The sequence below is a fragment of the Streptomyces sp. SID5910 genome (assembly GCF_009862125.1).
GTDB lineage: Bacteria > Actinomycetota > Actinomycetes > Streptomycetales > Streptomycetaceae > Streptomyces.
Window position 1 is genome coordinate 1 of the sequence record NZ_WWHX01000674.1, and the last position, 5,909, is coordinate 5,909.

General features: G+C 69.8%; 6 protein-coding genes, 1 pseudogene and 1 riboswitch. Of the genes and pseudogenes, 5 read left to right on the forward strand and 2 right to left on the reverse strand.

The window, feature by feature from the left end; all coding sequences use genetic code 11:
* A pseudogene (locus GTW67_RS23615) lies at nucleotides 1-201 on the forward strand (hypothetical protein); the annotation flags it as partial.
* A gap of 13 nt (nucleotides 202-214) precedes the next feature.
* On the opposite strand, the gene GTW67_RS23620 reads toward GTW67_RS23615, so the two are convergent.
* Together GTW67_RS23620 and GTW67_RS23625 are read right to left on the reverse strand one after the other, a co-directional pair.
* Nucleotides 215-1,603, reverse strand: coding sequence for an alpha,alpha-trehalose-phosphate synthase (UDP-forming) (locus GTW67_RS23620; RefSeq protein WP_161166809.1), 1,389 nt, complete (start codon nucleotides 1,601-1,603; stop codon nucleotides 215-217).
* Nucleotides 1,604-1,674: 71 nt separating this feature from the next.
* Nucleotides 1,675-2,619 (reverse strand): glucosyl-3-phosphoglycerate synthase, encoded by a 945-nt coding sequence (locus GTW67_RS23625; RefSeq protein WP_161166810.1) that lies wholly within the window; start codon nucleotides 2,617-2,619, stop codon nucleotides 1,675-1,677.
* A 142-nt stretch (nucleotides 2,620-2,761) separates the two neighbouring features.
* Nucleotides 2,762-2,924: riboswitch (SAM riboswitch) on the forward strand.
* Between the two features lie 18 nt (nucleotides 2,925-2,942).
* Between GTW67_RS23625 and thrC the strand changes: the two genes are divergently transcribed.
* From thrC to GTW67_RS23645, 4 genes are all read left to right on the forward strand, one after another.
* The gene (thrC, locus tag GTW67_RS23630) at nucleotides 2,943-4,235 is read left to right on the forward strand and encodes a threonine synthase (RefSeq protein ID WP_161166811.1); all 1,293 of its coding nucleotides are present in this window, start codon (nucleotides 2,943-2,945) and stop codon (nucleotides 4,233-4,235) included.
* A complete protein-coding gene (locus tag GTW67_RS23635; RefSeq protein ID WP_161166812.1) occupies nucleotides 4,232-4,507 on the forward strand; it encodes a MoaD/ThiS family protein in 276 nt (91 codons plus the stop codon). Before thrC ends, GTW67_RS23635 begins: the two co-directional genes overlap by 4 nt.
* A gap of 386 nt (nucleotides 4,508-4,893) precedes the next feature.
* Nucleotides 4,894-5,097 carry a cold-shock protein gene (locus tag GTW67_RS23640; RefSeq protein ID WP_004929928.1) on the forward strand — a complete coding sequence of 68 codons (204 nt, stop codon included), beginning with the start codon at nucleotides 4,894-4,896 and terminating at the stop codon, nucleotides 5,095-5,097.
* Nucleotides 5,098-5,400: 303 nt separating this feature from the next.
* The coding region (locus GTW67_RS23645) for a TCP-1/cpn60 chaperonin family protein (protein ID WP_272920530.1) at nucleotides 5,401-5,909 on the forward strand (509 nt) is incomplete at its 3' end.

Below are 5,909 nucleotides of genomic sequence, written 5' to 3' on the forward strand. Positions count from 1 at the left end.
GACCCCCGGTCCAACGCCGAGATCAACTCGATCGGCGACAAGACCGGCACCTGCCCCGAGCCGCAGCCGGGCGGCACCCCCGTGCAGGACGGCGAGAAGTGCACCGACCAGGTGAACTACGCGGGCGACCCCCGGTCCAACGCCGAGATCAACTCGATCGGCGACAAGACCGGTTACTGCCCGCCCGTCCAGGGGCAGTGACCCCCGGCCGGCGTCAGCCCCGCAGTGCCGCCAGCTGATCCAGGAACCACCGGGCCGGCGGCAACGCGGTGGCGGCGGCGGACAGCCGCTTCGACCGCTCGGCCCGCTCGCCCGCCGGCACGGACAGCGCCTCGTGCAGCGCCTCCGCAGTCCCGGAGACGTCGTACGGGTTCACCACCAGCGCCTCGTCGCCCAGCTCCTCGTACGCGCCCGCCTCCCGGGACAGCACCAGCACGCACCCCTCGTCGGAGACGACCGGCACCTCCTTCGCCACCAGGTTCATGCCGTCCCGGATGGGGTTGACCAGCGCCACGTCCGCCAGCCGGTACGCCGCCAGCGACCGTGCGAAGTCGTCCTCGACGTGCAGCACGACCGGCGTCCACCCGGGCGTCCCGAACTCCGCGTTGATCTCCTCGGCGACCCGCTGCACCTCGGCCGTGTAGTCCCGGTACACGGCGAGGTCCTGCCGCGACGGGTAGGCGAACGCGACGTGCACGACCCGCTCCCGCCACTCGGGCCGGTCGGTGAGCAGCTGCCGGTAGGCCAGCAGGCCCCGCACGATGTTCTTGGACAGCTCGGTGCGGTCCACCCGGACGATCGTCCGGCGCCCCTCGCCGATCTCCTGACGCAGCGCCGCCATCCGCTCGTCCACGTCGGCCTCGTGCGACCGCTTCCGCAGGAAGTCCGCGTCCGCGCCCAGCCCGTGCACGCCGATCTCCGTGCCGTCGAGCCCGCCCACCAGCGCGTCGCAGCACGCGGTGAACGCGTCGGCCCAGCGCCGGGTGAGGAACCCGAGCCGGTCGGCGCCCAGCATCCCGCGCAGCACCTGCTCGGCGATGTCGTCCGGCAGCATCCGGAAGTAGTCGACCGGCGCCCACGGCGTGTGCGAGAAGTGGCCGATGCGCAGGTCCGGGCGCAGCTCCCGCAGCATCCCCGGGACCAGCACCAGGTGGTAGTCCTGCACGATCACGGCCGCGCCCTCGGCGGCCTCCTCGGCCAGCGCCTCGGCGAAGGCCCGGTTGTACGCCTCGTAGGACGCCCACTGCCGCCGGAACTCGGCGTCGAAGACGGGCTCCAGAGGGGTCTGGTACAGCATGTGGTGCACGAACCACAGCACCGAGTTGGCGATCCCGTTGTACGCGTCCGCGTGCACGTCGGCCGGCACGTCCAGCATCCGCACGCCGTCCTCGCCGACCCCGCGCCGCACCGCCTCGCGGTCGCCGTCGCTCAGCGCGGAGCAGACCCACAACGCGTCCGCGTCCGACCCGATGGCCGACAGTCCGGAGACCAGTCCGCCACCGCCCCGTTTGGCGTGCAGCGAACCGTCCTCCCGCACCTCGTACGAGACGGGCCCCCGATTGGAGGCGACCAGCACCTGAGCAGCACCGAAGCTTGAAGCCATACGCCTCAACCTAGCCCGGGCCCGAATTCCTCAAACGTGTCCCTGCGCCACCTCGGCGGGGACGGCGCGGATCACGCCACCCGGCGGGACGCGTACTCCGCGATCTCCGTCATCGGGGGCCGCTCCTCGGTGTCGACGGCGTAGGTGCGGGGCTCGAAGCCGTCGGCGCCCCGCTCGAACTGGGTGAGGGCGGGCCGCAGCAGATGGCCGCGGGCGAGCCGGAGCTGGGCGGTGCGGTAGATCGCGGCGGACATGCGGCCCAGCGCCCGGCCGTCCTGGTGCCGGTGCCGGCGCACCCCGACGTCGACCTGGGCCAGCGCGTCCAGGCCCACCAGGTGCAGGGAGTCGACCAGCATGCCCAGCTCGACGCCGTAGCCGACGGGGAAGGGCAGCCGTTCCAGCAGCGAGCGGCGGGCCGCGTACTCGCCGCCGAGCGGCTGGACGAAGCCCGCCAGCCGCGGCCAGTGCAGGTTGAGCAGCGGTCGGGCCATCAGCTCGGTGACCCGGCCGCCCTCGCCCGGGGCGGCGTCGAGCGGGCGGTCGTACATCGCCTTGACGAGGTGGACCTCCGGGTCGGTGAGCAGCGGGCCCACGATGCCGGAGACGAAGTCGGCGGAGAACTCGCGCAGATCGGCGTCGACGAAGCAGACGACGTCCCCGCCGGTGACCAGCAGCGAGCGCCACAGCACCTCGCCCTTGCCCGGCACGGCGGGTATGCGGGGGAGGATCGCGTCGCGGTGGACGACACGCGCCCCCGCCGCCGCGGCCACCTCCGCCGTGCGGTCCGTCGACCCGGAGTCCACGACCACGAGCTCGTCGACGAGCGGCACCCGGCGCATCAGCTCGCGGCGGATCACCGTGACGATGTCGCCGACGGTCGCCTCCTCGTCGAGCGCGGGCAGCACCACGCTGACCGACTGGCCCGTGGCGCGCTTGGCGGCCATGATCCGGTCGAGCGGGCGGTCGGCCACGGACCAGGTGCGTGCGCCGAGCCAGCGTTCGACTTCTTCCAGCACGGTCGGTGGGCTCCTTTGTGATCCATCTCGCGGTACGGACGACTATCTCAACCGTCCTGGCCTTCGGTTACAGTCTTGAACAACGCGGAGGACCGGCGCATGCCGGGGTCACCGTGTGAACCAGTGCCAAACAACCACATACCGCTCATCCAGAGGGGCAGAGGGATACGGCCCGATGAAGCCCCGGCAACCCTCCAGTCGGTTCTCGTAGATCGCCGATCACCATCGATCGCAGCGCGAGGCTCCCGGCTAGGGAAGGTGCCAAATCCGTCTCACGGCGAGATGCGTCGTGAGGAAGATGAGGAGAAAGGGCCTCGCCTCACATGGCTGTGCAGACTGTCGCAACCGACACCACCGCTTCCCCCTCCACCGTGGACCTGGGTCCCGCAGCGGCGCTCTCCTGCCGCGAATGCGGCCACCGCGTGCCCCTCGGCCCGGTCTTCGCCTGCGAGGAGTGTTTCGGCCCGCTGGAGATCGCCTACGACTTCTCGGCGCACGACACCGAGGAGCTGCGCAAGCGCATCGAAGCGGGCCCCGCGAACATCTGGCGCTACGCGCCCCTGCTGCCGGTCCCGGCCGACGTCGCGACCAAGCCGAACATCAACCCGGGCTGGACCAAGCTGGTCAAGGCCGACAACCTGGCGCGCGAGCTCGGCGTCACCGGCGGTCTGTACGTCAAGGACGACTCCGGCAACCCGACGCACTCCTTCAAGGACCGCGTCGTCGCCCAGGCCCTGGAGGCCGCCCGAGCCTTCGGCTTCACCACCCTGTCCTGCTCCTCCACCGGCAACCTCGCCGGTGCCGTCGGCGCCGCCGCCGCGCGGGCCGGCTTCCGCTCCTGCGTGTTCATCCCGCACGACCTGGAGCAGGGCAAGGTCGTCATGGCCGCCGTCTACGGCGGTGAGCTGGTCGGCATCGAGGGCAACTACGACGACGTGAACCGCTTCTGCTCCGAGCTGATCGGCGACCCGGCCGGCGAGGGCTGGGGCTTCGTCAACGTCAACCTGCGGCCGTACTACGCCGAGGGCTCCAAGACCCTCGCGTACGAGATCTGCGAGCAGCTCGGCTGGCAGCTCCCCGACCAGCTCGTCGTGCCGATCGCGTCCGGCTCCCAGCTGACGAAGATCGACAAGGGGCTCAAGGAGCTGATCGCGCTCGGCCTGGTCGAGGACAAGCCGTACAAGATCTTCGGCGCGCAGGCCGAGGGCTGCTCGCCGGTGTCCACCGCGTTCAAGGCCGGCCACGACGTGGTCCGCCCGCAGAAGCCGAACACCATCGCCAAGTCGCTGGCCATCGGCAACCCGGCCGACGGCCCCTACGTCCTGGACATCGCCCGCCGCACCGGCGGCGCGGTGGAGGACGTGACCGACGAGCAGGTCGTCGATGCGATCAAGCTGCTCGCCCGCACGGAGGGCATCTTCGCGGAGACCGCGGGCGGTGTGACGGTGGGCGTCACGAAGAAGCTGATCGAGAACGGCGTCCTGGACCCGTCGCTCACGACGGTCGTCCTGAACACCGGCGACGGCCTCAAGACCCTCGACGCGGTGGCCGGCACCGGCCTCACCGCGACGATCCGCCCCAACCTGGACTCCTTCCGAGAGGCTGGCCTCGCATGAGCGTGACCGTTCGCATCCCCACCATTCTGCGCACCTACACCGGCGGGCAGGCCGAGGTCGCCGCCGAGGGGGCGACTCTCTCCGAGGTCATCTCGGACCTGGAGAAGAACCACACCGGCATCGCCGCCCGCGTCCTGGACGACCAGGGCAAGCTGCGCCGCTTCGTCAACGTCTACGTCAACGACGACGACGTCCGCTTCGAGCAGGGCCTTGAGACGGCCACCCCGGACGGGGCCGGCGTGTCCATCATCCCGGCCGTCGCCGGCGGCTGACCGGAGCCGCCTACTCCCGGTAGTGCGTATTGCCCCTTCCGCAATAGAAGCGGAGGGGGCAATTCCATTGGATTGAGCGCGGTAGAGTTGGGGAACACGCTCCCGCTCGCCCGACAAGAAATAGCCAAACTGTGGGCGTATTTCGCGGCTTTTGTGAACTTTGTGTAGCCCGACTTGACCCGAATTCAGGCGAATTCTCGCTACATTCCGGACCGGCTACGTCCAGATTTCTCGTCCGATTGACCTGTTGCAGACGGCAGTTGGACAGATACATTCAGCCGCGGTCGACGCGTTCCGGCGCACGCCCCCAGCCATTGGGGGGCGAGGTCTGACCCGGGTCCGCGAAGTGCGGATCTGTGCAAGGGCCAGTAATAGGGGAGTTAGGCATGGCTCAGGGCACCGTCAAGTGGTTCAACGCGGAGAAGGGGTACGGCTTCATCGCGGTCGACGGTGGTGCGGATGTTTTCGTCCACTACAGCGCGATTCAGATGGACGGCTACCGCACCCTCGAAGAAGGCCAGCGGGTCGAGTTCGAGATCTCGCAGGGTCAGAAGGGCCCGCAGGCCGACATGGTTCGCCTCAGCGCCTGAGACGTGCGGCCACCGCAAGCCAACGGTCTTCTCCGAAGGGCCCGTACCCCCTGGGGTACGGGCCCTTCGGCCTGTTCGCGGGTGGCTGAGCCGGGGCGCCGATCCCCGAAGGCGCTTGCACTCGATGGGGGCGAGTGCTAATCATTGGCGTTAGCACTCTGAAGGTGAGAGTGACAACGAAGGACCGGGTCGGTGAGGCCCGCAGGCCGGGTGGGGAAGGAACCACGAGGCCGGCGAGCCGTCCGTCGCGGGCGCGGGCGCGGTCCGAAGGAATCACCCCCAGTCCTGGAGGGACCACTTCACATGGCCAAGATCATCGCGTTCGACGAGGAGGCGCGGCGCGGCCTCGAGCGCGGCATGAACCAGCTCGCGGACGCCGTCAAGGTGACGCTCGGCCCCAAGGGCCGCAACGTCGTCCTCGAGAAGAAGTGGGGCGCGCCCACGATCACCAACGACGGTGTCTCCATCGCCAAGGAGATCGAGCTCGAGGACCCGTACGAGAAGATCGGCGCCGAGCTGGTCAAGGAAGTCGCCAAGAAGACGGACGACGTCGCCGGTGACGGTACGACCACGGCGACCGTCCTGGCCCAGGCCCTGGTGCGCGAGGGTCTGCGCAACGTGGCCGCCGGTGCCAACCCGATGGCCCTCAAGCGCGGTATCGAGAAGGCCGTCGAGGCCGTCTCCGCCGCCCTGCTCGAGCAGGCCAAGGATGTCGAGACCAAGGAGCAGATCGCTTCCACGGCCTCCATCTCCGCCGCCGACACCCAGATCGGCGAGCTCATCGCCGAGGCCATGGACAAGGTCGGCAAGGA

Bases quoted from the DNA above. Each gene is read 5' to 3' on its own strand.
- GTW67_RS23620 (WP_161166809.1), bottom strand. From the start codon at position 1,603: ATGGCTTCAAGCTTCGGTGCTGCTCAGGTGCTGGTCGCCTCCAATCGG.
- thrC (WP_161166811.1), top strand. From the start codon at position 2,943: ATGGCTGTGCAGACTGTCGCAACCGACACCACCGCTTCCCCCTCCACC.
- GTW67_RS23635 (WP_161166812.1), top strand. From the start codon at position 4,232: ATGAGCGTGACCGTTCGCATCCCCACCATTCTGCGCACCTACACCGGC.
- GTW67_RS23640 (WP_004929928.1), top strand. From the start codon at position 4,894: ATGGCTCAGGGCACCGTCAAGTGGTTCAACGCGGAGAAGGGGTACGGC.